Annotated in this window: 24 protein-coding genes; 14 read left to right on the top strand and 10 right to left on the bottom strand. The window is 53.7% G+C overall.

Annotated elements, in window-relative coordinates:
- Positions 1-25 precede the first annotated feature (25 nt).
- Complete coding sequence (locus tag ACO0U8_RS07055) at positions 26-571, bottom strand: spore coat U domain-containing protein (RefSeq protein ID WP_421670527.1); 546 nt, start codon at positions 569-571, stop codon at positions 26-28.
- 422 nt (positions 572-993) lie between these two features.
- Here ACO0U8_RS07055 and ACO0U8_RS07050 point away from each other — a divergent pair, with 422 nt between their 5' ends.
- On the top strand, positions 994-1,770 hold the full coding sequence (locus ACO0U8_RS07050) for a YdcF family protein (protein WP_421670526.1): 777 nt from the start codon (positions 994-996) through the stop codon (positions 1,768-1,770).
- Here ACO0U8_RS07050 and ACO0U8_RS07045 read toward each other — a convergent pair.
- On the bottom strand, positions 1,749-3,284 hold the full coding sequence (locus ACO0U8_RS07045) for an MFS transporter (RefSeq protein ID WP_421670525.1): 1,536 nt from the start codon (positions 3,282-3,284) through the stop codon (positions 1,749-1,751). The genes ACO0U8_RS07050 and ACO0U8_RS07045 overlap by 22 nt on opposite strands.
- A gap of 115 nt (positions 3,285-3,399) precedes the next feature.
- Here ACO0U8_RS07045 and ACO0U8_RS07040 point away from each other — a divergent pair, with 115 nt between their 5' ends.
- On the top strand, positions 3,400-4,281 hold the full coding sequence (locus ACO0U8_RS07040; RefSeq protein WP_122096364.1) for a LysR substrate-binding domain-containing protein: 882 nt from the start codon (positions 3,400-3,402) through the stop codon (positions 4,279-4,281).
- 11 nt (positions 4,282-4,292) lie between these two features.
- Here ACO0U8_RS07040 and ACO0U8_RS07035 read toward each other — a convergent pair whose 3' ends face one another.
- The 4 genes from ACO0U8_RS07035 to ACO0U8_RS07020 form a co-directional block, all read right to left on the bottom strand.
- Positions 4,293-5,423 (bottom strand): aminotransferase class I/II-fold pyridoxal phosphate-dependent enzyme, encoded by a 1,131-nt coding sequence (locus ACO0U8_RS07035; protein ID WP_421670524.1) that lies wholly within the window; start codon positions 5,421-5,423, stop codon positions 4,293-4,295.
- 28 nt (positions 5,424-5,451) lie between these two features.
- The gene (locus tag ACO0U8_RS07030; RefSeq protein WP_056774879.1) at positions 5,452-6,276 is read right to left on the bottom strand and encodes an amino acid ABC transporter permease; all 825 of its coding nucleotides are present in this window, start codon (positions 6,274-6,276) and stop codon (positions 5,452-5,454) included.
- Complete coding sequence (locus tag ACO0U8_RS07025) at positions 6,276-7,094, bottom strand: transporter substrate-binding domain-containing protein (protein ID WP_421670523.1); 819 nt, start codon at positions 7,092-7,094, stop codon at positions 6,276-6,278. Before ACO0U8_RS07025 ends, ACO0U8_RS07030 begins: the two co-directional genes overlap by 1 nt.
- A 153-nt stretch (positions 7,095-7,247) precedes the next feature.
- Positions 7,248-7,907, bottom strand: coding sequence for a DUF1345 domain-containing protein (locus ACO0U8_RS07020; RefSeq protein WP_122096336.1), 660 nt, complete (start codon positions 7,905-7,907; stop codon positions 7,248-7,250).
- A 171-nt stretch (positions 7,908-8,078) separates the two neighbouring features.
- Between ACO0U8_RS07020 and ACO0U8_RS07015 the strand changes: the two genes are divergently transcribed.
- Together ACO0U8_RS07015 and ACO0U8_RS07010 are read left to right on the top strand one after the other, a co-directional pair.
- Positions 8,079-9,371 (top strand): hypothetical protein, encoded by a 1,293-nt coding sequence (locus ACO0U8_RS07015; protein ID WP_056774890.1) that lies wholly within the window; start codon positions 8,079-8,081, stop codon positions 9,369-9,371.
- On the top strand, positions 9,368-10,006 hold the full coding sequence (locus ACO0U8_RS07010) for a LysE family transporter (protein WP_056774892.1): 639 nt from the start codon (positions 9,368-9,370) through the stop codon (positions 10,004-10,006). The genes ACO0U8_RS07015 and ACO0U8_RS07010 overlap by 4 nt, the downstream gene beginning before the upstream one ends.
- On the opposite strand, the gene ACO0U8_RS07005 is transcribed toward ACO0U8_RS07010, so the two are convergent.
- Both ACO0U8_RS07005 and ACO0U8_RS07000 read right to left on the bottom strand, forming a co-directional pair.
- Positions 10,007-10,807, bottom strand: coding sequence for a helix-turn-helix transcriptional regulator (locus ACO0U8_RS07005; protein ID WP_056774947.1), 801 nt, complete (start codon positions 10,805-10,807; stop codon positions 10,007-10,009).
- Positions 10,808-10,931: 124 nt separating this feature from the next.
- A complete protein-coding gene (locus ACO0U8_RS07000; RefSeq protein ID WP_421670522.1) occupies positions 10,932-11,900 on the bottom strand; it encodes a GGDEF domain-containing protein in 969 nt (322 codons plus the stop codon).
- Positions 11,901-12,474: 574 nt separating this feature from the next.
- On the opposite strand from ACO0U8_RS07000, the gene ACO0U8_RS06995 reads away from it, so the two are divergent.
- A complete protein-coding gene (locus tag ACO0U8_RS06995) occupies positions 12,475-13,836 on the top strand; it encodes an APC family permease (protein WP_217202849.1) in 1,362 nt (453 codons plus the stop codon).
- Between the two features lie 50 nt (positions 13,837-13,886).
- Here ACO0U8_RS06995 and ACO0U8_RS06990 read toward each other — a convergent pair whose 3' ends face one another.
- Both ACO0U8_RS06990 and ACO0U8_RS06985 read right to left on the bottom strand, forming a co-directional pair.
- Positions 13,887-14,210: an AzlD domain-containing protein gene (locus ACO0U8_RS06990; protein WP_056774901.1), complete on the bottom strand. Its 324-nt coding sequence runs from the start codon at positions 14,208-14,210 to the stop codon at positions 13,887-13,889.
- The gene (locus ACO0U8_RS06985; RefSeq protein ID WP_414071562.1) at positions 14,207-14,875 is read right to left on the bottom strand and encodes an AzlC family ABC transporter permease; all 669 of its coding nucleotides are present in this window, start codon (positions 14,873-14,875) and stop codon (positions 14,207-14,209) included. Before ACO0U8_RS06985 ends, ACO0U8_RS06990 begins: the two co-directional genes overlap by 4 nt.
- A gap of 98 nt (positions 14,876-14,973) precedes the next feature.
- Between ACO0U8_RS06985 and ACO0U8_RS06980 the strand changes: the two genes are divergently transcribed.
- From ACO0U8_RS06980 to ACO0U8_RS06940, 9 genes are all read left to right on the top strand, one after another.
- Positions 14,974-15,522 carry a helix-turn-helix domain-containing protein gene (locus ACO0U8_RS06980; RefSeq protein ID WP_122096339.1) on the top strand — a complete coding sequence of 183 codons (549 nt, stop codon included), beginning with the start codon at positions 14,974-14,976 and terminating at the stop codon, positions 15,520-15,522.
- Positions 15,523-15,763: 241 nt separating this feature from the next.
- Positions 15,764-17,632 (top strand): beta-glucoside-specific PTS transporter subunit IIABC, encoded by a 1,869-nt coding sequence (locus ACO0U8_RS06975; RefSeq protein WP_421670521.1) that lies wholly within the window; start codon positions 15,764-15,766, stop codon positions 17,630-17,632.
- Positions 17,629-19,044, top strand: a complete 1,416-nt coding sequence (locus ACO0U8_RS06970) for a glycoside hydrolase family 1 protein (protein WP_112164130.1) — start codon at positions 17,629-17,631, stop codon at positions 19,042-19,044. Before ACO0U8_RS06975 ends, ACO0U8_RS06970 begins: the two co-directional genes overlap by 4 nt.
- Before the next feature lie 23 nt (positions 19,045-19,067).
- Positions 19,068-19,907, top strand: coding sequence for a BglG family transcription antiterminator LicT (gene licT / locus ACO0U8_RS06965; RefSeq protein WP_217202853.1), 840 nt, complete (start codon positions 19,068-19,070; stop codon positions 19,905-19,907).
- A gap of 943 nt (positions 19,908-20,850) precedes the next feature.
- Positions 20,851-21,444: a helix-turn-helix domain-containing protein gene (locus ACO0U8_RS06960; protein ID WP_056773360.1), complete on the top strand. Its 594-nt coding sequence runs from the start codon at positions 20,851-20,853 to the stop codon at positions 21,442-21,444.
- Positions 21,445-21,521: 77 nt separating this feature from the next.
- On the top strand, positions 21,522-22,220 hold the full coding sequence (locus ACO0U8_RS06955; RefSeq protein WP_421670520.1) for an EAL domain-containing protein: 699 nt from the start codon (positions 21,522-21,524) through the stop codon (positions 22,218-22,220).
- Positions 22,221-22,512: 292 nt separating this feature from the next.
- Positions 22,513-23,943 carry an undecaprenyl-phosphate galactose phosphotransferase WbaP gene (gene wbaP / locus ACO0U8_RS06950; RefSeq protein ID WP_056773356.1) on the top strand — a complete coding sequence of 477 codons (1,431 nt, stop codon included), beginning with the start codon at positions 22,513-22,515 and terminating at the stop codon, positions 23,941-23,943.
- A gap of 230 nt (positions 23,944-24,173) precedes the next feature.
- Complete coding sequence (locus ACO0U8_RS06945; protein ID WP_056773354.1) at positions 24,174-25,313, top strand: polysaccharide export protein; 1,140 nt, start codon at positions 24,174-24,176, stop codon at positions 25,311-25,313.
- Complete coding sequence (locus ACO0U8_RS06940) at positions 25,313-25,747, top strand: low molecular weight protein-tyrosine-phosphatase (RefSeq protein WP_390974375.1); 435 nt, start codon at positions 25,313-25,315, stop codon at positions 25,745-25,747. Before ACO0U8_RS06945 ends, ACO0U8_RS06940 begins: the two co-directional genes overlap by 1 nt.
- Positions 25,748-25,749: the final 2 nt, after the last annotated feature.

Raw genomic sequence — 25,749 nt, 5'->3', positions numbered from 1 at the left:
CGCAACCGACTCTGATGGAAAACGCTTACCAGGAAAGAGTGGCAACAACGGTATCGTTATAGGTGCCCGCAGCCGGTGTGGTGCTGGTCTGGTCAGCAGGCAGCACGCGGCCATAAATCGGGATATTTTGTGCAGCGGTGCCCGTACCGAGCGTGATCGGCGTATTGATAGCGATCTCGGTGGTGCGTGCGGTATCGGAATAGAGGCGGTAAGGAATGCTGTTGCCGCTGGAGGTCATGGTGCGCAGCCCGCCGGTTGCCGCCAGTCCGCCGTTGAGTGACAGCGTCGGGGTCAGCCCGGTGCTGCAGGTGATGGTGACCACGCCGGTGCCGTCCGCACCAAACACCGTACCGTTGATGACGCTGGTCAAATCGGCGTAATTACCGAAGTTCAGCGTACCCCACTGGTTGGTGCCGCCGGTGGCCGTGCCATTACCGACGGTACACCCGGTACTGATGGTTAACTGAACGCCCACTTGCCCTGTTAAAGTACCGGCCGCCTGTGCGCCTGCGGACAGCGCTAAGGTTGCCGCGGCCAGAATAGCCGGAAATAAAGAATGTTTATCGCCCATGATGACTCCCAATAACTGCTTATACACTGGTGTGCATTCATGCAATCGCGTTGCGGCTGCATGTGGAAATCCTCTGGTGGTCAATTTAAAAGCATAAAAAAAATAAAAAGCATCCGTCATTCAGCCGGGATTTGCGTTTTACCCTCAAGCAAAAGGGATCCCTGACCGCAGGCGCGTGGTGTCCCACGTCGCTACAGTTAAATATAAGTTAATAAATTTACCTTAAGAGGATCTTTACGCCATTTCGATGAATAAGGATAAAAAGACTAAGAAAACAAAATTAATGGTTTTTTATTCCGGTTTAATGGCTTTTTTTATGTTTAATGATGGGCATCACGCCGCGTAACCGTGAGTTTTTTTAACCATTTTTTGAGTGGTGTTATAGGTTTATGATGGCTGCCCTTATCCGACGGAGGCTGCAAATGTTTTCTGACGCTGTGATTAACGATATAAACCGGCTGGCGCGTTTTCTCTCTTTTGATCAGACCGGGGGAAGAGGGCCAGCGGGAACCCCTTCGCTGCTGATCCTGCTGGGTAACGCGATTTTACCGACCGCCGAAGCGGCGTTTCAGGCGCTGGCGCAGGGCCGGGTTTCACGTTTGCTGATTGCCGGAGGCGTCGGCCATTCCACGCAATTACTCTGTCAGACGGTGCAGGCGCATCCGCGTTACCGGCACATTTCCACTGCCGGGCGCAGTGAGGCGGACATTCTTAATGACATCGGCGTGCAGTGTTTTGGCCTGTCGGCGGACCAGATATTGCTGGAAACCGCGTCAACCAATTGCGGCGACAATGCGGTGCAGGCGCGCCGCGTGCTGGAAGCCGCGGGCGATACCCACACCCGGATTACCCTGACGCAGGATCCGCTGATGCAGCTGCGTACCGACGCCAGTTTCCGCCACGTCTGGCGCGACAGGCCGGACATCACCTTCACCAGCTGGCCGACGCTGATCCCGCAGCTTGAGCTGGCAGGCGACGGGCTGCGGTTTGCCGGCGGTCATCAGCAGGGGATGTGGTCGCTGCCGCGATTCGCGTCGCTGCTGCTGGGGGAAATCCCCCGTCTGCGCAATGCGCCGGGCGGTTATGGCCCGCGCGGTGCGGGCTTTATCGCTGAGGTCGACATCCCCGCCGACATCGAAGAAACCTATGCCCGGCTGCGGCCGGTACTGGAAGCCGATTACGGCGACAGATCTTTCTGACCGGCGGCGGTGACCTCGTCGCTTTCCTGATGATTGCCTTTCAGCGCCAGCAACACCACCAGCGCCGAAAACAACGTGATCGCCATCAGGCACAGCAGTAACGGATGCAGAGAGGCGGCATAAAGCTGCTGAAGCTGGGCGGTGCTGGCTTCAGGGATCAGCTGTTGCGTCACCTCCAGATTACCGGTCGCCAGCCGCTGCGCCGCCTGACTGAGTTCGCCGGAGCTGAAATGTGCCGCCAGCGCGCGGTGGCTCATGGCCGCCAGGATCGCCCCGACGATCGCCAGCGAAATGCCTTCTCCCGCCACGCGTGTGGTGCTGAAAATACCGGTCGCCATTCCCGCCCGCTCTTTCGGCACCACGCTGACCGACAATCCATCCATCAGCCCCCACGGCAGGCCGGTGCCGATGCCGATAAGCAGCATCGGGGCGATCATCGCCGTGACGTTTTGCGCCAGCACCGCCTGGCTCAGCCAGCCTAAACCGGCGGCGGCAATCACCAGCCCGGCGGTGCACAGCACGCCGGCTGAAATCCAGCGCGTCAGCCACGCCGCCAGCAACGGCACAATCAGCATCGGCACGGAAAGCGCCATCATCATTAGTCCGGCGCGCTCTTCGCTCAGGCCTCTCACGCCGATGAACAGCATCGGTAAAATCACCAGCAACACCACAAAACAGAAACCGGTCGCCAGCGGCAGCGCCTGTACGCCGATGAAGCGGATATAGCGAAAAAGAGAGAGATCCAGCATCGGCTGTTTGACCCGCAATTCCACCCCGACAAATATCACCAGCAACAGCGCCGCACCCGCCAGCAGCGCAACAACCTGTGTGCTTTGCACGCCGTATTGCGGGATCGCCATCAGCGCCCAGGTGAGCAGCGCCAGCATCGCGGTAAAGGTGACGGTGCCCGGCCAGTCGATGCCGGACGCCTGCGGATTGCGGGTTTCCCGCATTTTCGATGCGCCGGTCAGCAGGGCGATCAGCGCAATCACCGTGGCGGAGAAAAACACCGCGCGCCAGCCGAAATGAGCAATCAACAGGCCCGCGAGAAACGGCCCGAAAGCCAGACCAACGCCAAAACTGCTGCCCATCAGGCTGAACGCGCGGGTGCGCGCCGCGCCGTCGAACTCCTGCGCCAGTGCCGCCGCGCCGCCCGCCAGCGCACCGGCGGCGGCGATGCCTTGCGCGCCACGCAGCACATCCATCCACAGCAAACTGTTGCTGAACGCCTGCAATAACGACAACAGGGCAAACAGCGAAACACCGCTGATGAACACTTTTTTACGGCCAATTTCATCGGCCAGCGCCCCGGCGGCCATCAGAAAACAGCCAAAGGTCAGCATAAAGGAATTGGTTATCCAGCTCAGCGCCTGCGCGCTGCCGCCGAGTTCGCGGGCAATCGCCGGTGTGGCTACCGCGCCGCTGACAAAATTGAGCGGCAGGATCACAGCGGCGATGCACACCGTTACCAGCACCCTGAGGCTGCCAGCCGGATGGGACGAGGATGTATTCATGATTTCTCCAGAAAGTGGTGTATAACGAGGATGATAAAATGTCGGCAATCTGGCGGAAACAGGCTGGAAGTCCGATGATTCAGGACGAAAACGCTCGAATAAACGGGAGTGGAAAATGGAAAACCTGAACGGCCTGCTGGCCTTTGTGCGGGCGGCGCAGAGCCAGAGTTTTGCGGCGGCGGCGGAGCGCATGGGCATATCGGCGTCGGCGGTCGGCAAAAGTGTGGCGCGGCTGGAGGAAAAACTCAGTGTGCGGCTGTTCAACCGCAGCACGCGACGCATCAGCCTGACGGATGAAGGCCAGCTGTTTTTCGAGCGCTGCCAGAATATTGTCGCGCAACTGGAAGACGCCGAGCAGGAGCTGGTGCGGATTTCCGCCGTGCCGCGCGGCAAGTTACGCATCACCGCGCCTGCCATCGGTTACCGCATGTTGTTGCCGCACCTGCCGGAGTTTCGTCAGCGCTACCCGGAGGTCGAACTGGATCTGGATTTCAGCGACCGGATGGTGAATGTCATCGACGAAGGGTTTGATATCGCCATCCGCAGCGGGGAACTGAACAGTTCGCAGATGATGTCACGCCGCCTCGGGCCGTTCCGTTTTGTGATTGTCGGCGCTGCCGGTTATTTTGCCGAACATCCTGTACCGCTTACCCCTGACGATCTTTATCAGCATGCCTGCCTGCGCTACCGGTTTCCGGGCAACGGCCAGTGGCAGGAATGGGAGATGACCAGCGCGATGCCGCCGGAGCTGCCGCTGGCGCTGAGCAGCAACAATCTGGAATCGATTTTACAGGCGACGGTGCAGGGCCTCGGGCTGGCGTATGTGCCGGAATTTATCGTGCGGCCTTATCTGGCCTCGGGCGAGCTGATCCCTGTGTTGTCACCCTATCTGAAAGAGGGCGGCAAATTCTCGGTGGTGTGGCCGAGCAGCCGCCATATGCTGCCAAAAGTGCGGGTGTTTATTGATTTTCTGACTGAAAAGCAGGTGCTGGACTGAGCCGTTTCCCCCTACTGTTTATCCAGCCATTTGCCCATTTCGCCCAGCGCATCGTCGAGATTCTCCCGCCCGAAACCGATGCGCAGGAAATCTTCAGACACGGCGTTGAGCGCTGAACCGTAGGCCACGGAAGGGATCACCATCACTCCGGTTTCATCCACCAGCCGCGTGGCGAACGCTTGCGCCCCTTCTGCGCCGGTGTAACGGGGAAAGGCGAGCACACCGGCTTTCGGCACGCTGAGCGTAAACAAGTGCGGGTATTTCGCCAGAAACGTCGTGAGCGTCGCCAGCTGACGGCGCGAACGTTCCATCACCCGTTCCAGAATGGGCGCACGGGCGTTGAGCGCGAGGGCCGTCAGGAACTCACCGGGCATGGAATTACAGATCGACAAATACTGCTTCATGCGCTCCAGCTCCAGCATCCAGGCTTTATCCTGACAGGCTACCCAGCCGATACGCAGCCCCGGCAATCCGTAAGCTTTCGAGGTCACGTTCAGCGAAATGCCGCGTTCGTAAAGATCAGCGAGCTGCGGCAGCCGGTCAGCAGGGTCAAATTCGGTCAGCCGGTAGACTTCGTCAGAGAAAATCCAGATCCCCCGCTCGCGGCACATTGCGACCAGTTCGTCGAGTTGCGCGCGGCTTATCAGCGCGCCGGTCGGGTTGTGCGGGAAATTTATCACCAGCACTTTGGTGTTGGCGCGCAACGCTGCCCGCACAAGACCGGTATCCAGTGCCCAGTGGTTATTTTCATCCAGCGCCACGCCGGTCACTTCGCAGCGCGACATCGGTACGCTTTCCAGCGACTGATAATTCGGTGTGATGACCACCGCGTGATCGTCCGCGTTCAGCAGCATCTGGAAACTGGCGTAAATCGCTTCATCGGCCCCGGCAAAACTGATCACCTGCTGCGGCGTGATATGCCGGTACGTGGCGGCGATCGCTTCGAGCAGTTCCGGCGTACCGCGCAGGGGCGGGTAATCCAGCTGGGTTTGCATAAACGCCGCGCGATGCTCTTTCCCCGCCAGTTCAAACAACGTATCGATGCTCATCGATTCAGGATAGGAGGAGGACAACGGGAAACGGACGGCGTGTTCGAGGCGCGAGAGATAGCTGATTAAACGAAAATCTTCAGGAAAAGACATGGCGTATCCGTGATGAAAAAGGGCGAAATTAGCGGCGATGGCCTTGTGCAAAACGGCGCTCGAGGCGGCTTTGCAGCAGTTCTAACACAATCGACATGATCCAGTATATCGCGGCGGCGGTGGCCAGCATTTCCATATACCGGTAGGTGCTGCGGCCATAAGACTGCGCCAAAAAGTTAAGTTCCCACAGCCCCATCAGCGACACCAGCGAGGAATCTTTCAGCATCGAGATAAACATCGACCCGGCGGGCGGAATAATGATGCGCAGCGCCTGTGGCGCGGTAACGTGCACGGCCACCGTCCAGCGCGAGACGCCGAGCGCCAGTGCGGCTTCCTGCTGACCGCGCGGCACCGAGAGCACACCGCTGCGGATCGTTTCCGCCAGATACGCGCCGTAGTTCATCGACAGCGCGATAATGCCGGAACTGAGTGCGCCGAGCACAATCCCCACCTGCGGTAACGCCAGATAGATAATCAGTACCTGCACCAGCAGCGGTGTGCCGCGAAACAGCGAGGCGTAAAAGGTCGCGCAGCCAAATGCCAGCGCGTTATCGGACATCCTGCCGAGCGCGGTGATAAGGCCAATCAGCAGACAGAAAAACATCGAGCAGGCGGTGATCATAATGGTCAGCGCCGCGCCCTGAATAAAGCCGTCCGGCGACAGGCGCAGGCCGAGCAGGAACGGCAGTTTCTGGCTAATCAGGCTCCAGTCCAGCCCCATTTTGCTGAACGTGCCGAGCAGCAGGCTGAGCAAAATCAGCCACGTCAGCCCGGTTTTGAATTTAAACGCGTGTGCCTGGTGCCAGCGTTCGGGCGTTTCCACTTTCGGCTGGCTGTCCGGGATTTGTGGCATCAGGGTACCTCGTGGGTGATATCTTCACCCAGCCAGTGCTGGGAGATTTTAGCCAGCGTACCGTCGTCGCGCAGCGATTTGATGGTGTCCGCCACTTTCTTATCCCACTCGGCGTCGCCTTTGTCGGTCGCGACCCAGTTTGGTTCCGCATACAGTTCGGTGACGATTTTGAACATCGGCGCGCGTTTGATGCGTGCGTTAGCGGTGGCTAAATCGGACACCACGCCGTCAAGGCGCACACCCGGCCCGAGTGCCAGATTCTGGAACGCCACTTCTTCATCGCTTGGAATGACATGAACGTTATCAAACGGGAAGTTGATGGACTTGCTGCCGGGGATCACCAGCGTTTTTTGCAGATACGTTTCGTAGGTTGAGCCGATGCCGACACCAATCTTTTTATTGCTCAGGTCGGCCGCCGATTTTATGCGGTCGTCTTTCTTATTGACCACTAACACTGCCGGAGAGTTGTAGTACGGCGTCGGGAAATCCAGCACTTTGGCGCGCTCGCTGTTTGGCGTCATTGAGCAGATACAGGTATCCCAGCGCCCCTGCCATTTACCGCCGACAATGGTTTCCCAGCCCGGCGCGATGATCTCAAGTTTCACGCCCATGCGCTGTGCCACGGCTTTTGCCACATCAACGTCAAAACCGGCCAGCTGGTTGTTGTCATCAATAAAGCCGAACGGCGGATAGTCATTCACGATGGCATTGCGCAGCACACCGGTTTTCGTGACGCGATCCAGCGTGGTGCCTGCCAGCGTGGTGGCGGAAAACAGCGTGGTGGCAAGGAGTGTCAGAGCAACAAACGAAGTGCGCATAAGCAGATCTTTCCTTAAATGTAACCAAACCAGGAGAATATTGTAAAAACCTACACTAAGTTTTAGACGTATAGAAGTCTGAATGCACGGTTTTCCGGCTTATAGTGATCTCTGCCGGAAATTTACCTGATGACAGTGAATTGCTTTGCGCCGCTAGTTTAACAACCCCGCGCCCACGTTAATCGACAGCCCCAGGATCGCCAGATTAAAGACGAAAGAAATCACCGACTGTAACAGGGCAATCTGCCGCATGTCGGTGGTGCCCGTCTCCACGTCGGCAGTCTGCGAGGCCACGGCAATGGTGAAAGAGAAATAGAGAAAATCCCAGTAGCCGGGCAGTTCGGGCTTCTCCGGGAAAATCATCGGCGTCACCTCTTTGCTGCGGCGCAGATAATGATGATGGGCGTAGTGCAAGGCGAAAGAGGTCGGCAACAGCGCCCACGACGCGATAAGTGTGGTCGCAGTGAGCAAAATGTGCAGCACGCGCGGCGTGCCGGTCAGATCTTTCAGCGTACCGAGCTCCATCAGGATCGCCAGAATACTCACCAGACAGGTGAGGGTGACCATGCTCAGCACCAGCGTGGCGCTCTCATCCTGCGTTTTGGCGATGTGCGCAATATCCTTCGCTTCGGTGCGCAACATGCGAAACCACAGGAAAAACAGATACAGCCACGCCAGCACGTTCCAGCTAATCAACAGCCGCTGCAACAGCCCGAGCTGGGCAGGAAGAATAAAAAAACAGACCAGCCCGGCCAGAATCGAGAACAGCAGCCGGGTACGCACCTGAAGGTAATGTTTGAGAGAAAAGCTCATGGTGTTAAGCGCTTAGCAAGGAGGAACCTGTGCTTCAACTGTAGTCGCAGATTGCGGTGTTGTAATGCCACCGGGTGACACTTCCTGACGTCTGCGCAATTTCTTCCAATACCCGCTGTGATGACAGTGATGTAGTGAACTACCTCTCACGCGTACACAGGATTGGAAATCATGTTTACTACGTCATTCTGGCCAGCTGCGGCGGCCTATCAGGTTTCAATGATGGACCTGGATGTTCCGCATCATATCAATCCTAAAGCGGTGCAAACGATCCACTATTGTCTGCGCCTGACCGAGGCGATCAATCAGCTGGAGGTCACCTGCGAAAGTCGTTTGCTGGATGCTTTGCGTGAGGAAATGGCTATCCAGTGTTTCCGCCTCGCGCCGCTGTTTGACGATCCGGATACCCGGCGGGGGCTGTTTCTGCGCGCCGAAATCCTGGCGGACGAATCAAGTGGCAAAACGTTGCTGCCGCAAATTGCCGGTCTGAATGAACAGCAGCTGGTGCTGGGCATTGGCAAAACCTCAACGTGGATTGGAAAATCGAAGCAAAGTTATTACTCGTCGTGGTTCGGCGAGCCCGCGCCGGTGTTGCAGGAAATCTCTGACGTGATGGACAGTCTGTTTCCGGAAAGCCTGCTGTTTCTGCAAAAAGAGATCGCCGCCGATTTACTGGCGCTGCCGGGCTGCGCCTACAAAATCATCACTCTTTTCGGCATTGCCGGAGAAGCCAATACCTATCCGAAACACTTCGCCTATTTCTTCCCGGAGGACGAAGGGCTGAAGCATTCCCCGGTCAAACGCACCGTGGTGTTTGCCAATACCTACCTGCAACTGTTCGAAATGTTCTCCCGTACCGAAGCCGTGCGCCTTGGCTGGGCGGAAGAGGATTTGCCGGAAAGCCACGTCTGCCAGCGTTATCTGATCGCCTGGTTCCGCGGGCATGATCTGGGGCATTCGCTGGTGCGTAACGAAAACGTCTTCCCGATGCTCAGCAAGATTGATCGCTGGGGATCGATGATGGTGCAGGAAGCGCTGGCGGATCAGTTTGGATTGCTGATGTGCCTGACGCCACAGGTGGCTGACGGATTACAGCTCGACAGAAATGTGCTGGCGCGGATCTACTTCCTGGAAATTCTGCGCTATTTGCGTCGCGGGCCGTCGAGCTACCCGGATGCCGGAGCGGCGTGGATCCAGTTTAACTATTTACGTGAGCACGGTTGTATCGAACTCTCGGCGGAGACGATCGGTTTCCACCCTGAGCTGTTCTTTACCCAGATGGCAAACCTGACCCGCATGATGAGCGAAGAATTGCTGGGCGGCGACGCCGCGCGCGCAAAAGAGTTTATGCAGCAGTATTGCCCTCACAACAATCCGGAAGATGTGGAGATCCTGATGGCGCGTCTGGGCACCACCAACGACATGATTGAATACAACCAGATGATCAAGAGAGTCCCGCTATGATGCCGTTTTCCAATGGCTTTTTACTCAGCCTGTCGCTGTGTCTGGACATCGGCATCGCCAATATCGCCATGATCACGCTGGCAATGCAGCGCGGCTATTTTCACGGTTTCTGGCTGGGGATCGGCACCTGCATTGGTGATCTGATCTACGCGGTGCTGGCGCTGGCGGGCATGACGATTTTGCTGCAATACCAGAGCGTGCGCTGGGTGCTGTGGGTGGGCGGCTCGATGATGCTGATGTGGTTCACCTATAAAATGATCCGCGCGGCGATGGCGCCTGCGGAGGATATGTCCGCCGGGGATAACGGCCAGCCGCGGTCGGTGATGCGTAATTTCGGGCGCGGCGTGGTGCTGGCGATGTCATCACCGACGGCGATCCTGTGGTTTGCGGCGGTAGGCGGCGCGCTTATCTCGCGCATGGGGCAGGGCGGCACAGCGGAAGCGTCCTGGTTCCTGACCGGTTTCTTTATTGCCGGTGTGTTCTGGACCATCGTGCTGTGCTGCGTTGGCAGCTGGGGCGGGAAAATGCTCGGCACGAAAATGCTCAAATACTCTTACGTGGCCTCGGCGATCATCTTCTCGTATTTCGCCATCTACGTGGTGATTTCCGGCTATCGCGAATTTATTCTGGTGTGATCAGCCGCGCGCGGCAGAGCCATTGAGCGACTGCGAATACAGGTGGGGAGTGATCCCCATCATTTTTCGGAACGTGTTGATGAAATGGCTTTGATCGTAAAAACCCAGGCTGATGGCGACATCCAGCGCATTGTTATTTTTACGCAACTGATTACGGGCCTCGAGTAAACGCAGCTGCATATGGTATTGCAGCGGCGGCATGCCGATGTGCTGGCGGAACAGCCGCACAAAATGGAACTTACTCAGCCCGCTGACCTGCGCCAGCGTGTCGAGATGGATCTTGCGGGTCAGGTGGTCGCGCATAAAATCGAGCGCCAGCGTGACCGGCCGCAGCGACTGCTCCTGCTCTTTCGCCGGTTCTTCCAGCAATGCGCCCAGCAACCACAATAAATTTTGCTCCTGATCGTCGTCGTTCAGCGTGCGTTTGTAATGGCGCAGCGCGGAAAACAATGCGGGATTACTCAGCACGCCTTCGGTCAGCACCGGCGCGCAGTGATCGGATCGCAGATTGTGATCGACGGATATCTGCCGCAGCAAAGACTGGGGGATGTGCACGCTGAGAAATTCCACTTTCTCATCGCCAAACAGCGATGACTGAACGGTGGACGGATTGTAGATGGTGATTTCGCCGGCACGGACCAGCTCGGTTTTGCCGTGCAGCCAGATCTCTTCCGTTCCCGTCAGATTGGCGCTGATCACGTATTCGTCGTGAGTGTGGCGCGGGAATGAGGAATTGCTCGCGGTCAGATGCGAGCACTCGATATCGTTTGCCATCGTCCATTCAGAAATAGAAAGAGACACGTTACGCTCCACGAAAGATTGCTGTGCTAAAAAGACGACTCAGACATGGCATGGGTTTTTCTTATGCGAAATTTATAGCACAAACTTTTAACAACAAAAGTGAGGAACATTCATCAGGGCCGCCTTACGCCTGCAAACGGATGTCTTCAGTACCCAGCATCACGCCATTCTTTCCGTGATGTTTTATCGCGTACATGGCACGGTCGGCGAGCAGCAGCGCCTCGCTGAAATCACTCTCGCCGGACACTTCATCAATCCCAATCGATGCGCCAATGTGTGCGTTGCCGTTATCAAGTTCAAACGGGATGGTGGCGGCATCCAGACAGGCCTGCGCTACCCGTTTGACCAGCGGATGGTTCAGCCCGTAGGGCATCAGCAACACAAATTCATCGCCGCCCAGCCGCCCCGGAATAATGCCCGGCGGGCAGGCTTCCCTGAACCGCTGACTCAGCCGCATCAGCACCTCGTCACCGCTGCGATGCCCGAGGGTGTCGTTCACATGCTTAAAATTGTCCAGATCGATAAACGCCACACACAACGGACCGCTGTTTTTTAACGCCGTAAATTGCTGGTGTAACGCGTGGCGGTTGGCCAGACCGGTGAGCGGATCGTGATTGGCCAGCGTCGCCAGTTGCTGTTCGTAATGCTTCTCTTTGGTCATGTCGATGTGCGTGCCGGTCACTTTCAGCGGACGCCCCTGGTCATCCCACTCGGTCACCCGGCCACGATCCAGCACCCAGGTCACGGTGCCATTTTTGGCCTGCATCCGGTGCAGCGCTTCGTAAAACGGCGTCTTCCCTTCCAGATGATTGTAAAAAGCCGCCAGCACATCGTCTTTATCCTCAGGGTGTAAATGTTCGCGCCAGACTTCAAAGCGTGCGCTCAGTTCTTTTGGCTGATAGCCCAGCATAGCGCCCCAGCGGCGGTTAAAGATCACCAGTTTCCCGCTGGGCACGTCGAGCTGCCACAGGCAGAGCCCGGTGCCGTCCAGCGCCGCACTGAGCTTATTTTTGGCATCGTGCGCAATCCGTTTCAGCCGGGCGTTATGCTTTTTCAGGTTCTGGAGTTGAAGCTTCAGTGAGGATTCAGACATTTCTTACTTTTAGAGCAAATAATTTTCATTCTTGCCACATGTCTGTCTTTTGTAAACCGGGAAGCCCAAAAAGAGCGTGTCGCGCCAGATTTTCAGATTTTGCCCATACCCTGGTCTGAGGTGGCTGAAGGCGCGGGGGCACAGATGCAATGTTAAATAATGCGTGCGGAGGTTATTTTTTAATGTCCAATGCTGCCGCTTTATAAAAGCAATAACCGGACAATTCTTTTTGTTTTACATATTAAAAACAATTAATAAACCCGCAGGGAAAGGTATTTGGCAATACGTGCCAGATTTCGCTGAGTATTTTATTTAATCCCGGTGTGAGGCCTTCTTCATCTTGTCATTTCCCTGGTTATTAGGGCAAAATATGCGCCCCGCGAATCGGGGATGACCCGTTTAAAAACTTCATTCAAGTACACATTCTTCTTACAAGAAAACATTCAAAAACCAGAGGCCGGGCTTCGTACCGGATAGATATTTACTTTCAAATACCGACAGTCATGTCGCAAGGAAACATAAATGGTGCATCACTCTTTTTATGTGGCGTTCTCCGTCATGGGAATTAAACATCATGTCAGATAACGTCGTCACAGGCAGCACTTCCCGCGTGGAACTGCGTAAAACGCTTACGCTGATTCCGGTTGTGATGATAGGCCTGGCCTACATGCAGCCCATGACCCTGTTTGATACGTTCGGTATTGTCTCTGGCCTGACCGACGGCCATGTGCCTACGGCTTACGCTTTCGCGTTAATCGCCGTGCTGTTTACCGCCCTGAGCTACGGCAAACTGGTGCGCCGCTACCCTTCGGCGGGGTCGGCGTACACCTACGCACAAAAAGCCATTCATCCGGTGATCGGCTTTATGGTCGGCTGGTCGTCATTGCTGGATTATTTATTTGCCCCGATGATCAATATCCTGCTGGCAAAAATCTATTTTGAAGCGCTGGTGCCTTCCGTACCTTCGTGGATATTTGTGATTGTGCTGGTCGGGTTTATGACGATATCGAATTTACGCAGTATTAAAACCGTCGCCAATATTAATACGCTGGTGGTGGTATTGCAGATCATTCTTATTACGGTCATTACCGGCATGGTTATTTACGGCGTGAATCACGGCACCGGCTATGGCACGCTGGCCAGCACCAAACCTTTCTGGGGCGAGCACGCGCATACCGTACCGATGATTACCGGCGCGACCATTCTGTGTTTCTCGTTTACCGGTTTTGACGGTATCAGTAATTTATCCGAAGAGACGAAAGACGCCGAGCGGGTTATCCCGAAAGCGATATTCCTGACGGCGCTGATCGGTGGCGTGATTTTCATCGGCGCGACCTATTTCCTGCAACTCTATTTCCCGGACATTTCCAGCTTCAAAAACCCGGACGCCTCTCAGCCTGAAATCATGTTGCAGGTGGCGGGCCGTGCGTTCCAGTTCGGCGCGCTGATTTTTTCCAGCATCACCGTGCTGGCTTCCGGCATGGCGGCGCACGCGGGGGTTTCCCGCCTGATGTATGTGATGGGGCGCGATGGCGTATTCCCGAACCGCTTCTTCGGTTATGTCCATCCGAAATGGCGCACGCCGTCATTCAACGTGATTCTGGTGGGCGCGATTGCTCTGCTGGCGATCAACTTTGACCTGGTGACTGCCACGGCGCTGATTAACTTCGGTGCGCTGGTGGCGTTTACCTTCGTGAATCTGTCGGTAATTTCCCAGTTCTGGATCCGTGAAAAGCGCAACAAAACGTTGATGGATCACCTCCAGTATCTTTTCCTGCCAATGTGTGGCGCACTGACGGTCGGCGCGCTGTGGCTGAATCTGGAACAAGGTTCGATGATCCTCGGTCTGATCTGGGGCGCTATCGGATTCATCTATCTGGCCTGTGTCACCAAAAGCTTCCGCAATCCGGTGCCGCAGTATGAGGATGTGGCGTAACTTTGCTGCTTTAGAAAATGGCTCCTGAAACGGAGCCATTTTTGTTTCTGCTATTCCACACCGAGCCAGCGCATCAGCGCCGTGACCACCGCCGCCGCAAGAATAATCACGATAAGCGGTGCCTTCCGCCATGCTAAAAACAGCGCCACGCCGACCCCCGTGATGCGGGCGAATCCGGCAAAATGTGCCCCCTCAAACAGTGCCGACGTGGCGGCAACGGCCAGTAATAAAATGGTCGCGGAATCCGATAACATTGTCTGCGTCGCGGGCGACAGCGTCAGGCGCGAACCGAGTCGGTAACCGGCCACGCGCAGGATAAAAGTGCCGGCTGCCAGCAAAGCGATACCGGCCATCCAGAGCGAATGCTGCGTCATTTTTTATGCCTCCAGGCCAGTAATCCGAGCAGGGAAAACAGCACCGGCATGCCGGCTGCCACAAAAGGGACGGCCATCACCGAGATCAGCGCGCCGCAGGACGCCGGGATCAGCGTTCTGCGTTGCTTCAGTGCCGGAAAAATCAGCGCCAGCAGGATGGCCGGGAATACCGCATCAAGGCCGATCGCCCTGATATCGGGAATAAACTGCCCGATGAAAGCGCCGGCAATCACGCTCAGCGGCCAGAACAGGGCGATCCCCAGCCCGCACAGCCAGTAAGCCATTTTACGTTTTTCATGCGAGGGCTGGGAGATGCCGAACACGACGCTTTCGTCGTTCATGAGGTGGCACCCCAGCCAGCTGACGTGTTTGCGGCCAACCAGATCTTTCACGGCAATACCGAAAGGCAAATGCCGTGCGTTAACCAGTAATCCGGCCGCCGCCGCGGCAAACGGGCTGCCGCCACCGCCGACGATGGCGATAAACAAAAATTCCGAAGCGCCGGCGAGCACCAGCAAAGAGAGCGCCAGAGGCACCCACAGCGGGAAGCCACCGGCCACCGCCAGAGAACCATAAGAAATACCGACCAGACCGTCGGCCAGGCAAACCAGAAAGATGGCTTTTACCACATCATTGCCGAGAGGCGCAAAGAGCTGCTTACGCATGATTAAATCCCATAACGAACGAATATCCATTATAATGAACGTATCTGAATCGTTCTTCAAGTCGAACGATCGTTCGTTATGTAAATCAGGGTGTCGCCATGTCTCAACCTATCAGCGTTATTTCTAAAGGTCTGGTGCGCGAACGTCAGCGTACCGGGTTATCACTGGCAGAAGTGGCCCGCCGGGCCGGGATTGCCAAATCGACGTTGTCGCAGCTGGAAGCCGGGAACGGCAATCCGAGTCTGGAAACCCTGTGGGCGCTGTGCGTCGCGCTGGATATTCCTTTTGCGCGGCTGATGGAGCCGGAACTGAGTAAAATGCAGGTGATCCGTCGTGGCGAAGGCCCGACGGTGATCGCAGAAATGGCCGATTACAAAGCGGTATTGCTGGCAACGTGCCCGCCGGGCGCACGCCGGGATATCTATCTGCTGACCACTCAGCCGGGCGCTGACCGCATTTCCAGCCCGCATCCGTCGGGCTCGGTGGAGCACATCATTATCACCCAGGGCCGCGCGCTGGTCGGGCTGGTGGGATCGCCGGTCGAGCTCAATGCCGGCGACTATATTTCCTATCCGGCAGACGTAGCGCACATCTTCAGGGCGCTGGAGCCGGAGACGATGGCGGTGCTGGTGTCGGAGCAGAACTGAAGGCCAGGCTTTTTAAATAGTTCGTGATGCTCCTCGCAAAAAGTCATTTTCGCTGTTGCTGACCTGACAAGGGTATGGCGATACTTCAGGCGCAACGGGTTATCACCGGTTGCCAACGCATTTTTATTGAGGCGTGTTACTGCTCAGGCAGGCAAGACCAAAATAAGAATGCACTTCTCCTTAGGGGAGGTGCATTTTCATTTTGGTCTTTTTTTTTGCTTTTTTTCACCGGGGAAAACCTATGGATTACACACAGCTGGGCAGTGAAATTTTAACGCACGTCGGCGGCAGGCAGAACGTCAATAAACTGACGCATTGCGCCACGCGTTTACGGATGGAATTCAATGATGACGCGAAGGTGAATGCGCAAGCTATCGAAGCGTTGCCGGGGGTGATCAGCGTGGTTCAGCGCGGCGGTCAGTTCCAGATTGTGGTGGGTAACAACGTGCAGCAAACGTTTCGCGCAATGCAAAAAGAGATCGGGGATCTCAGCGGGCAGGCGGGCGGACAGCAAAAACAGAAAGCCAAAGGTGGGATCATTTCGCAGATCATCAGCGTGATTTCCACCACCTTTACGCCGGTTATTCCGGCCATCACCGGTGCGGGGATGATCAAGGCGCTGCTGGCTATTTTGAAACTCACCGGCGTCATGAGCGCCGCCAGCCCGACCTATCATCTGCTCGACACCATCTCTGACGCGGCGTTTTTCTTCCTGCCGGTGCTGCTGGCCTACGGCGCGTCGATCAAATTTGAATGTAACCCAATCCTCGCCATGACCATCGCCGGGGCGCTGTTACATCCCAATCTGGCGCAGATGATGGCCGCCGGAACGGCGATCGATTTCATCGGCATTCCGGTACGTCTCGCCGATTATGCCGGTTCAGTATTGCCGATTATTTTCACCGTCTGGCTGATGTCGTATATCGAACGCTTCGCCGAGAAAGTCTCGCCGACCATGATTAAATTCTTCACCAAGCCGATGATCATTTTACTGGTGACGGCACCGCTGGCGCTGGTGGTGGTCGGGCCGTTCGGCATTTTCCTCAATGACGTGGTTGCCAGCGGCGCGGCCATGATTGATGGCAAAGCCAGCTGGCTTATCCCGATGCTGATGGGCGGATTGCAGCCATTCCTGGTGATCACCGGTACTGCATGGGCCATGACGCCAATTGCGACCGGCCAGCTCAGCAAGAATGGTTTTGAGATGATCAACGGCCCCGGCATGCTGGCTTCCAACATCGCTCAGGGCGCGGCAACGCTGTGCGTGGCGTTTCGCACGAAAAACAAAAACCTGCGTCAGTTAGCTTCTTCGGCCGGGTTTACCGCACTGCTTGGGATCACCGAACCTTCGTTATACGGCGTGACGTTAAAACTGCGCAGGCCGCTTATCGCCGCGATGATCGGCGGCGGATGTGCCGGTATTTATGCCGGGCTGAGCGGGCTGGTGCGCTACGCGTTCGTTTCTCCGGGCCTTGCCGCGTTACCGGCGTTTATCGGTGAAAACCCGATGAACATCGTTCATGCCCTGATTACCTGTGCCATCGCCATCGTGGTGACCTTTGCGCTGACCTGGATTTTAGGCTTCGATGATCCGGTGGAAGAGGCGACTGAACCGCAGGATACGGCACGCCTTTCCGGCGATGCGCAGCAGATCCTCAGCCCGCTGGCCGGTGAAGCCGTGGCGCTGGATCAGGTCAGTGATGATGTGTTCTCACAAGGGCTTCTGGGGCAGGGCATCGCGATTATCCCGCGTGAAGGGCTTTTGCGCGCGCCGGTTGATGGCGAAGTGGTGACCTTCCTTCCCTCCCGCCATGCGGTCGGTATTCGTGGTGATAACGGCGTCGAGATCCTGATGCACATCGGTATTGATACCGTCAGTCTGGGCGGTAAGCATTTTACTTCCGCCCTTCAGGTCGGGGACCGGGTGAAAACGGGCGATGAGCTGGTGCGCTTTGATATTCCTGCTATCACCGCGCTGGGATACGAGATCATCACGCCGGTTCTGGTGGTGAACAGTGAAGCTTATCCGCAGCTGATGTGTCGCCAGCCGGGTGACGTCAGTTTCGGAGAAACCATCATCACGCTGAATACCGCGAAGGAGAACGCATGATTTATCAGAAGCTGCAGGGGTTTCCGGAAGATTTTCTGTGGGGCGCATCAACGTCGGCTTATCAGGTGGAAGGCGCATGGAACGAGGACGGCAAAAGTCCGTCGGTGGTCGATATGCTGGTGCATCCGGCTGACACGGCAGATTTCACCGTCGCCAGCGATCATTACCATCGTTTTCGTGAAGACGTTGCGCTGTTCGCTGAGCTTGGGCTGAAGGCCTACCGCTTCTCGGTGGCCTGGACGCGCATTCTGCCGCAGGGCACCGGCGAGGTTAATCAGGCCGGGCTGGCGTTTTATCAGCAACTGATCGACGAGTTACGCCATCACGGTATTGAACCGGTGGTCACGCTCTATCACTTTGACCTTCCGTATGTGCTCGAACAGCAGGGCGGATGGGCGAACCGGGCGACGATTGAAGCCTTTGTGCAATATGCCGACGTGCTGTTCACCGCGTTTGGCAGCAAAATAAAATACTGGCTGACCATTAATGAACAAAATACGCTGATTCTGCATCCGGGCGCGATCGGCTTGCCCGAGGGCGGGGAGTTACCCACGAAGCAGGTGTTGTACCAGCAAAATCATCACATGATGGTGGCGCAGGCCAGAGTCATGGCGCTGTGTCATCAGCGGTGCCCCGCCGCGAAAATCGGCCCGGCGATCAACACCACCTCGATGTATCAGGAAACCTGCCATCCGCTGGATGCCATCGCCGCCCATAACTGGGAAACCCTGCGCGGCTGGAGTTTTCTGGATGTCGCGGTGCATGGCCGTTACAACGCGCTGGCGTGGCGTTATCTTGAAGATCGCGGCCTGACGCCGGTGATGGCACCGGAAGATGCCGCCATACTGTTGCAGGGGAAACCGGATTACGTCGCCATCAATTACTATTCCACCGCGACCATTGCCGCCAGCCGTGGCGATGCGTCTGATATCAGCGCGCGGGCAGGCGACCAGCAAATTATGCTCGGTGAGCCGGGCGTTTATCGCGCGGCTGACAATCCGTTTGTGGATAAAACGCCGTACGGCTGGGTGATTGACCCGGTGGGCCTGCGGCTGACCTTACGCAAGGTCTGCGAACGCTACCATCTGCCCATTCTGATCACGGAGAATGGCATTGGCGCACCGGACACCTTGCTGCCGGACGGATCGGTGAATGATGATTACCGCATGACGTTTATGCGTCAGCACATTGAGCAGATGCAACTGGCGATTAACGACGGCGTGGCGCTTATCGGGTATTGTCCGTGGGCGGCCATTGATGTGGTCAGCACCCATCAGGGTTACGCTAAACGCTACGGGTTTATCTACGTCAACCGGGGTGAAAAAGACCTGATGGATCTGCGGCGTATCAGAAAAAACAGCTTTGGCTGGTATCAGCGAGTCATTGCCTCAAACGGCGTGCAGCGCGATTAACACAGAGGATGATGGCTGAGAAGATGAAGGTCATTAAGGTACTCAATAATAGCCTGGTGCTATCAACGGATCACGATAACAACGAAGTTATCGTTATGGGCAAGGGTATTGGCTTTGGCAGCAAAGTGGGTGACGTTCTCGACCCGGCCAGCATCGAGAAAATCTATGCAGTACAAGATAATCAGAAAGGCCGTGAATATCTTCGTCTGATTGAAGATACGCCGGAAGCGCATATTGAGATTGTGCAGACGATCTTAAGCCTGGCAAACGCCGGGCTGAAGGGGCGGATCAACGAGCAGATTTTTTTCACGCTGGTCGATCACATCAGTTTTGCCATTGAGCGTTATCACAAGGGCATCACGATCCAGAACCGGCTGCTGTTCGAGGTAAAACGCTTTTATCCGCATGAGTTTAGCGTGGCCACACAGGCGCTGGTGTACATCAACCAGCGCCTGAATATCCAGCTCCCGCAGGAAGAGGCGGGGAATATTGCCTTTCATCTGGTTAACGGTCAGACCGATGTGCAAAACATGGAGCACACCCTGCTGGCGGTGAAAATGCTGAAGGATATTTTCAATATTATCCAATATCACTTTCGTCTCACGCTCGACACGGAGTCGCTCAATTACGCCCGTTTTCTGGTTCATATGCAGTTCTTTATTCAAAGAATGGTGGAGAAACAGCAGGTTGTCTCAAAGGATGATTTTATCTTTTCACAGGTCATTAAAGAGTATCCGCACGTTTACCGCTGCGCTCTGCTGATCCGCGATTATATTAAAAATCTGCTGGAGATGGAGATGTCCAACGATGAGCTGCTGTATCTGGTCATCCACCTGACGCGTATTACGCAAAGTGACGTCTGAACCCTCTCTCATTGCGGCAGTAACGCCGGCGTCAATGAGTCAATAACGTGACCAGGCTGCTGGCCACGTTATTGACTGTCAGCAGGATGGCTCAGGCCAATTTTCCCGCCCGGTAATGTCTCTTTTCCCTTCAATAATCTCCCACCCCGGTTTTATCTCTGTGAGAATATTCATTTGATTATAAAATCCTGAAAATTCTAATAAACAGCAGAACCCCCCTCCCTAAATGAATTTTTATATTAAGAATGCTCTTAGTATTTCACTGACAGATGAAACGACTTATTTCGCCTGACGCCATGAAATAATGGCGAAAATAGCTGATCTCTGCTTAATAAGAATGCTCTTATAAAACAGCCGCTGTTTCAAAATGTCACATCTGTGGTCATAAACAGCATTAAAAGGCTAATGAATTCTGATTCTAAATACTTTTTTAAGAATGTTACCCAGTATCGATAATTTTGTGATTAATTTGCGTAAAAACTTAAACTAAAATTCCGTCTAAAAAAGTTCATTATCCTGTACTAATCAAAAAATACAGTCTAAATCGCGTGTTAATAAAATTATTCTGACCCTGTGAATTGCGCTTAAGAAAGGTCTTAGATTTCAAGCCTTATTAATGCTAAAAGCGTTACATGGCTCACAATTCGAGTGAGAATACGAATGATTACTAGGACAACGCCTAGTGTTGAGTGGGGTAAATAACGATAATAAAGCGTAAATCGATCGGTGAAACCTATTGTTGGGTGTAATAGTGAGCGAGATAAACGATTTGAAGAGTTTTGGCTGCGTATTACTCTACTGGAAGTCACTGGGAAGGAATAAATATGATGTGAGCAATGATGAATAATTTCGTTTTTTTAAGCGTTATGAAAGTGCTCTATTCTTCCCGCTCTGTTAGAGAAGTGTCTGAGCGTTTTTAAAAACCACACTATTAGGCGGCCCAATGCCTCGGGTAATAATCTGGAGTGAGTGCCAGTTTACTAAATTGGCGATAAAAGAAATAATCTCCAAGAAACTGCCTTACGTTAACGGTGTCATTTTTTTTAACCGTGACGATGAGGTGAACTTGTATACAAAAGATTATCTGATTATTGATCCATCGGGAGGCGGCTTTCACAAGTGTTATGAGTTTTTAAACGAAAATATCAATGTGCTGGATCCGGAACGAATACTTATCATTTCTTCAGAAGTAGACATGCTGATGCTGGGGTTACTGCTTAAAAAACAATTCAAATTTCTTAAAAAGAAAAAAGGGCTGTCAGAGATAGTCAGTGCAATACAGCAGTTTATTCAGCTTCAGAACATGACCAGTAACAAGGAGTCGTTTGATTATAAAATCACAAAAATGGAAGAAAAGGTTTTAGTCATGATGATGACCGGTCTTTCTGTGACCAGTATTTCAAACATACTCAAACTTAGCGTTAAAACGGTCAGCGTACATAAGTGTAATTCTCTAAGAAAGATAGGTGTTGATGCCAGCAGTAGTTCGGCTTTGTTCTTTCTGCATAAGCATGCTGTAGGTAACAGAATAACCTGATTGAATTTTAACAGACCAGGCACCTATTGCTGGTTTGGATAATGTCTCTTTGTATTATTTTTACCATGGGGTAAGGGATGCGTACGGTCAAAAGAAGTGATTCCAGTTATCTCTTTGAACCGATAGTGACAGTATCTGGCGGGATACTGGGTTTTGAACTGGTAAAAAAGTCAGCGCATCAGGCTGCCAATAAACAACATCCGCACGACGCGGGGAGCCAGACATTTCATTTATCTGCCGAAGAAAGAATCAAAAACTTCTTCGACGCGGTGACGCTGGCCTGTATTAATGCCGATATCTTTATCCACAATAATTTTTTACTTTCAATACGAGTCGACTACGAGATTGCCAGCCATATCGTGAATAACGCAGCGATGCGCAACGTGTTACAGCAGCACAATTATATAAGACTCACGCTGGATGCGTTTTTCCCCGAGTTCAGTGCCGAACAGGACCGCCCGGTTCTGCACGCGCTGTCAGAGCATGGCCCCTTATGGCTTGACCATTTTGGGGAAGGCAATACCAGCCTTACACTGGTCATGAATGAGAAGTTTGAACATATAAAAATAAGTCAGCATTTTTTTTGGCAACACCAGGGAACCTTATCTTTTCGACAAATTATTGAGCACCTTCAGCCATACAGTCAGGGCGTTATTATTGGCGGCATTGAAAGCGCCCGCCACCTGGAATATTTGAAAGGCAGTCAGATCCAGGGGATGCAAGGCATATTATGGTCGGCCTACAGTCAGGAGGAATTCATCCAGTCTTTTTTCTGACACTGTAAATATCAATAGGCATCAATTTTTTAATTCATTAAAGCAAGAATCGCCATCATCTGAATGCCCAAGGTGAGGGGATCCTGCTGCCCGGATAATTGCACTCTTTTTTTGGCAAATTGGTGGCCGTAAACCAGGGGCGGTAGCGTAGCTGAAAATAACGGCACAATCAAAAAACATGATTATAAAAAAATCCATGCTGACGCCCTGAATCTCAGCATCTTATTCACCATCATATCGTCTCTTTTCGGCTCACTGAAAAGGGAGGTTGATTATTTATTGTGGGGGGTATATGAAATTTCTCACCAGAAATGTTTGCGCCAGTTTATTTCTCGCTTTATCTGACTTCCTCAGTTTCACCCTTTCGCTTTATATAGCGAAGGGCATCCTAAATAATGTCATGACTCACTTTGAGCAACGTATTCCTGATGCTCAGACCGCCGGCTGGATTGTCCTGCATGGCGTACTGGCATTCTGCTGCGTTGCGTGGTTTCACCTGCGCCTCAGGCACTATTATTATCGCAAAACATTTTGGTTCGAGCTGAAGGAGATCCTTCGTACATTGCTGATTTTTGCTCTGATCGAAATCGCGGTGATCGCCTTCGCCAAATGGTATTTCTCGCGCTATCTGTGGGTCCTGACATGGATACTTGTTTTGATTGCGGTCCCTGTGGCGAGAATGCTGACCAAACAGGCGCTGCATGCCTTTGGCTTCTGGCAACGCGATGCCATCATTATTGGCAGCGGCAACAATGCCCGCGAAGCGTATAGCGCCATCAAAAGTGACAGGAATCTGGGTTTACGCGTCACCCAGTTTATTTCCAGTGAAGGTACTGATCAGCCGGGAGATATGATTGAAGGCATACGTATCATGCCCTCTGACGAGAACTGGGTACGGACGCATGTCGATAAAAAAACGCAGTTTATTGTCGCGGTGGAGTCGCATCAGAGCGGCATCCGTAATGCATGGCTGCGGGTATTTATGATCCACGGTTACAGTTCGGTGTCCGTTATCCCGACGTTACGCGGTATGCCGCTGGATAACACCGATATGTCGTTTATTTTCAGCAAGGAAGTGATGATCTTCCGCGTGCATCAGAATCTGGCAAAATTTTCTTCGCGCGTCACCAAACGGCTGTTCGACATCGTCACATCTCTGAGCATCATCATCCTGTTATCGCCTCTGCTTATCTACATTACCCGTAAGGTCCGCAAAGATGGTGGCCCGGCCATCTATGGTCATGAACGCATTGGGCAGTCAGGCAAACCCTTCAAGTGCCTGAAATTTCGCTCGATGGTGATTAATTCCAAAGAGGTTTTGGAAGAGTTGCTGGCAGGTGACGCAGAAGCCCGGGCGGAATGGGACATGACCTTCAAACTCAAAAACGATCCGCGCATAACGTCGATCGGTCATTTCCTGCGAAAAACCAGTCTCGATGAGTTACCGCAACTGTTTAACGTACTTAAAGGTGAGATGAGCCTGGTCGGTCCGCGGCCCATTATTACTGCGGAGCTGGTGCGTTATTACGATGAGGTCGAGTATTACCTGCTGAGCAAGCCGGGAATGACCGGATTGTGGCAGGTCAGTGGTCGCAGTGAGGTGGATTATTCCACGCGGGTTTATCTTGATGCCTGGTATGTTAAAAACTGGTCCATGTGGAATGATATTGCCATTCTGTTCAAAACCATCGGCGTTGTATTGAAAAAAGAAGGGGCCTATTAATTATCCTGTGATCATGGCAAGCATTGAATAACGCATTACCATAATGAGATCTGCAAAATAAATAATCTGACTTTTATTTCATGTCAGCAGAGCTTCTCTGTCTTGGACATGAATTTTTTGATTGTTTTTTAATATCTTCACACAGGAATGATGATTCGCGACTGCCGGAAGGGAATACGGAATTACTCTGGAAGGCAGATTTAACACTAAATAGCAGATGATGTGAGATAATGAAAAATAGCTTTTTTAATATTTCTTTAGTGATATTAACGTCCGGTGTATTGAGTGCGTGCACCGTCATACCCGGACAAAGTTTAAATACAGGGGACAAGCACGTAGTTGAACAACCGGACAGCAATTTTGATATTGATAAACTGGTCAATGTATATCCGTTAACGCCACGACTGGTTGACGGATTACGGCCAGATGCTGTCACGGCGCGCCCCAATCCGGAATTAGATCAGCAGCTTAAAGCCTATCAGTATCGTATTGGTGTGGGCGATGTGCTGATGGTCACGGTGTGGGATCACCCGGAACTCACCACCCCTGCCGGGCAATACCGCAGTGCCAGTGATACCGGCAACTGGGTGAATGCCGATGGCACGATTTTCTATCCCTATATCGGCAAATTAAAAGTCACGGGTAAAACGGTCAGTCAGATCCGGGAAGATATCAGTACCCGCCTGGCGACCTATATAGAGAGCCCGCAGGTGGACGTCAGCATTGCGGCTTTCCGCTCACAGAAAATTTACACCACCGGTGAAGTCATAAAATCCGGTCAGCAGCCCATCACTAACATTCCTCTCACGGTGATTGATGCGATTAACGCGGCGGGCGGATTAGCGCCGGACGCTGACTGGCGCAATGTGGTGCTAAACCACAACGGTAAAGACACGCAGATTTCGCTGCATGCGCTGATGCAAAAGGGTGACCTGACCCAGAACCGCCTGCTTTATCCCGGCGATATTTTATTTGTGCCGCGTAATGATGATCTGAAAGTGTTCGTGATGGGCGAAGTTGTCAAACAAAGCACGCTCAAAATGGATCGCAGCGGCATGACGCTGGCGGAAGCGCTGGGCAGTTCAGACGGTATTTCACAGAGCATGGCTGATGCCTCGGGGATCTTTGTTATCAGGCCGCTGAAAGGCAGCAATCAGGGCAAGATCGCTAACATTTACCAGCTTAACGCCAAAGATGCGGCATCGATGGTAATGAGTACCGAATTCCAGCTGCAACCCTACGATATTGTCTATGTCACCACCGCGCCGATCGTGCGCTGGAACCGCGTGATTTCCCAGATTGTCCCGACCATTACAGGCGTGCATGACATGATTGAGGCCGGTCGTTTCGTGCGGCAGTGGAATCCATAATGTTTGATGCCATTTTGATTGTCTGCACGGGCAACATCTGCCGCTCACCGATAGCTGAAAGGCTGCTGAGGCAGATGTTACCCGATAAGAAAATAGACTCGGCTGGTATGGCGGCGCTGGTGAGTAACCCGGCTGACCCCGGAGCGATACAGGTCGCCAAAAAGCACCTGTTAGCGCTTGAAAACCACCACGCCACCCAGTTCACCTCTGCCCTTGGCCGCCAGTACGACCTGATCCTGGTAATGGAGAAATCTCACCAGGAGCAAATCAGCCGTATCTCACCTGAGGCGCGCGGCAAGATTATGCTGCTGGGGCACTGGCTCGGACAGAGGGAGATCCCCGACCCTTACCGAAAAAGTCAGGAAGCCTTTGAGTCTGTTTACCGGCTAATCGACCAGGCCTGTCAGTCCTGGTTACAAAAACTGAACGGATAACT

Origin of the sequence: Rahnella sp. EDr1-12 (genome assembly GCF_049206505.1) — a bacterium.
In the GTDB taxonomy this organism is placed as follows: Bacteria; Pseudomonadota; Gammaproteobacteria; order Enterobacterales; family Enterobacteriaceae; genus Rahnella; species Rahnella rivi.
Note: the sequence above shows the minus strand (reverse complement) of the source record. Positions and strands in the feature narration are given on the sequence as shown.